The following is a 2,855-nucleotide window of genomic DNA, read 5'->3' on the forward strand; positions in this document are numbered from 1 at the left end:
GTGGTGTTCTCCTTGGAGATCGACACCTTCGTCGACGGCGCCGGCAAGAAGGCCGAGATCCAGGGCCGCGTTGCCCAGATCAAGCAGCAGATCGAGGAGACCACCTCGGACTACGACAAGGAGAAGCTGCAGGAGCGTCTGGCCAAGCTCGCGGGCGGCGTCGCGGTGATCCGCGTCGGCGGCGCGACCGAGGTCGAGGTCAAGGAAAAGAAGGACCGCGTCGACGACGCTCTGAACGCGACCCGCGCGGCCGTTGAAGAAGGCATCGTCCCCGGCGGCGGCGTCGCGCTGCTGCGCGCTTCGCACGCCGTCAAGGCGACCGGCGTCAATGCCGACCAGGCCGCGGGCATCGCCATCGTTCGTCGCGCGCTGCAGGCTCCGGCCCGCCAGATCGCGGCCAACGCCGGTGCCGAGGCTTCGATCGTTGCCGGCAAGATCCTCGAGAACAAGGCTGCGACCTACGGCTTCAACGCCCAGACCGGCGAGTATGGCGACATGATCGGCATGGGCATCGTCGACCCGGTCAAGGTCGTTCGCACCGCTCTCCAGGACGCGGCCTCGGTCGCCGGCCTGCTGGTCACCACCGAAGCCATGATCGCCGAGGCTCCGAAGAAGGAAGCCGCCGGCGGTATGCCGGGCGGCATGCCTGGCGGCGGCATGGGCGGCATGGGCGGCATGGACTTCTAAGAAGTCCGGTCCCACAGAGAATATGGAAAGGGCGGCAGACATGTCGCCCTTTTTGTTTGGCATGCGGGCAGCCGGTCCAAAGGCGGGCTTCTATACTGTTGCGAACTGTTGCGATTGGCGAAGGCCCGCGCAACAGCCGATCTCCCCTCTTGAGGGGGAGATGCCCGGCAGGGCAGAGGGGGTCGCCGCGCGTAAGGCTCCGGCGACGACTCCCTTGCAACGGGAGGCGCTGGCGCTCCACGCGCGGCGATCCTCTCTGTCGCCTTCGGCGACATCTCCCCCTCAAGGAGGGAGATCAGCAGCGACAGCGCCAGCGCTCGGCCATCCCTGCGCCAACCTGATTCGCGCCGCGGACGGGCGATAGTCGAGGCGATGGGCTATGTGAAGGGATACACCAGTTCGCTTTATCTATCCGCCAGCGCCAGCTTGGCCCCCAGCATGACGAAGGCGCCGGCGAAAGTGCGGCGCATCCAGGTCAGCACCATCGGCCGCGACACGACATGGCTGCGCACCGAAGCCGCGAACACGCCGTAGACGACGAAGACAAGGAAGGTCATCAGCATGAAGACGCCGGACAGTTCCAGCATCCTGGCGAAAGCGTGCGGCTCCGTGGTGCTGACGAATTGCGGCAGGAAGGCGAAGAAGAAGATTGACAGTTTTGGGTTCAAGATGTTGACCAGGATGCCGGAGGTGATCACCTTTCGGACAGAGCGTGGCGCGGCGTTCTGATCGAGAGCAAGGCCGCCCTTCTCCTTCAGCGTGTTCCAGGCCATGTAGAGCAGATAGGCGACGCCCAGATATTTCAGAGTCTCGAAGGCGACGGCGCTTGTGTGCAGCACCGCCGCAAGGCCGGTGATGGCCGCCGCCATGTGCGGGATGATGCCCAGCGTGCAGCCGAAAGCGGCGATGATCGCGGCGCGAGCGCCGCGTGAGAGGCCGGCGCTCAGCGTGTAGAGAACGCCAGTGCCGGGCGAAGCGACGATAATCAGCGACGTCAACAGGAATTCGATGCTCACGGTTTCCTCCATGGCCTGCACGGCGCGGAAGGTATCGGGAGGTCCGAGCGTGGGCAAGCGGGGAAGAAAGTAATCTCCCCCTTGTGGTCCCCTCGCGAGGAGATGTCGCCGAAGGCGACAGAGGGGGCTCGCCTCGTGTAGAGCGCGGCCTTTTCCGCGACGCGATCACGTTGGCGATTTATGTGAGACGACCCCCTCTGACCGCTTCGCGGCCATCTCCCCTCGAGGGGGGAGATCACGCTCTCCACCGCCAGCCCATGGGCGGCCCTTGCCATCAGGCAGTCGTCGCCGCCGGGCATGCAGGCGCGGCAGACATGCGGGCGGGCTTCGTAAATCGCGCAGGCCGTCTGCTTGCCCACCTCGCCGTGAAGCGCGGCGCAGCGGCCGTCCTCGCAGCGCATGCCTGACAGGTCGGTCGCGACCAGCTCGTCGGGGATGCGGTCGAGCTCGGCATCCTCTTCGGTCGAAAAGCGCGGCCAGTCCGCCGAATAGGCGCAGCAGGCGCCGCAGCTCTGGCAGTCGAAGGCGGCTGATGCGTCAAGCAGGGTCGGGCAGGGTCGGTCGTGCGGCAAGGCTATCCTCATGCTGGCAAGTGCCTTTAGCACGGAGCCGGGAAATGCGTCGCATCCGGCCGAGGAAAAAATTTTGTTTTGCCGGGAACCCTTTTGCCGGCTGGCGGTTTTGTCCCTGTTATCGGCAGTTCACGAGTATCGAGAAAAGCTGATAACAAAAGACGCCTCCCGCGCCCTGAAAAGCGCGAGAGGCGTTTTCCATTCGCCTTACATGATCGTGCTCATCATCGGCAGGATTTCATAGCGGAAGCCGCGGCCGGAACGCGCCACCGGGTCGCCTTCGGTAACCGCCCTGGCGTCGGCTTCCGTGCCGACCTGCAGGATCAGAAGCCCCCACGGTCCGGCTGGATCGGCGACTGGGCCGGCAATCATCATTCTGCCTTCACGAAGCAGGCCGCGCAGATAGTCGACATGCGCATTCATCAGCGCCCTCTCCTCCTCCGTCAGGGTGAAGGCGAAATCCGGACGCGGCGGAATCAGCCGGCAATGGAAGACCGAAGGCGACCTGGCAGCCGTCTCCTTGGCAAGGAATTCGTCCAACCAGCCCAGAACGCGCTCCCAACCAGAACCGTGATCGCGG

3 protein-coding genes and 1 pseudogene are annotated in these 2,855 nt (G+C 65.0%); 1 reads left to right on the forward strand and 3 read right to left on the reverse strand.

The annotated features are described in order from the left end of the window. A partial coding sequence (locus EOA60_RS26925) for a TCP-1/cpn60 chaperonin family protein (RefSeq protein ID WP_281060782.1) occupies window positions 1-687 on the forward strand: 687 nt, incomplete at its 5' end. 404 nt (window positions 688-1,091) lie between these two features. On the opposite strand, the gene EOA60_RS26930 is transcribed toward EOA60_RS26925, so the two are convergent. From EOA60_RS26930 to EOA60_RS26940, 3 genes and pseudogenes are all read right to left on the reverse strand, one after another. Then, complete coding sequence (locus EOA60_RS26930; protein WP_095824659.1) at window positions 1,092-1,703, reverse strand: LysE family translocator; 612 nt, start codon at window positions 1,701-1,703, stop codon at window positions 1,092-1,094. Window positions 1,704-1,948: 245 nt separating this feature from the next. Beyond that, a pseudogene (locus tag EOA60_RS39260) lies at window positions 1,949-2,287 on the reverse strand (YkgJ family cysteine cluster protein); the annotation flags it as partial. Window positions 2,288-2,482: 195 nt separating this feature from the next. Next, on the reverse strand, window positions 2,483-2,855 hold a 373-nt coding region (locus EOA60_RS26940), incomplete at its 5' end, for a YciI family protein (RefSeq protein WP_245502618.1).

The sequence above is a fragment of the Mesorhizobium sp. M1A.F.Ca.IN.020.06.1.1 genome (assembly GCF_004023265.1).
Taxonomy (GTDB): Bacteria; Pseudomonadota; Alphaproteobacteria; order Rhizobiales; family Rhizobiaceae; genus Mesorhizobium.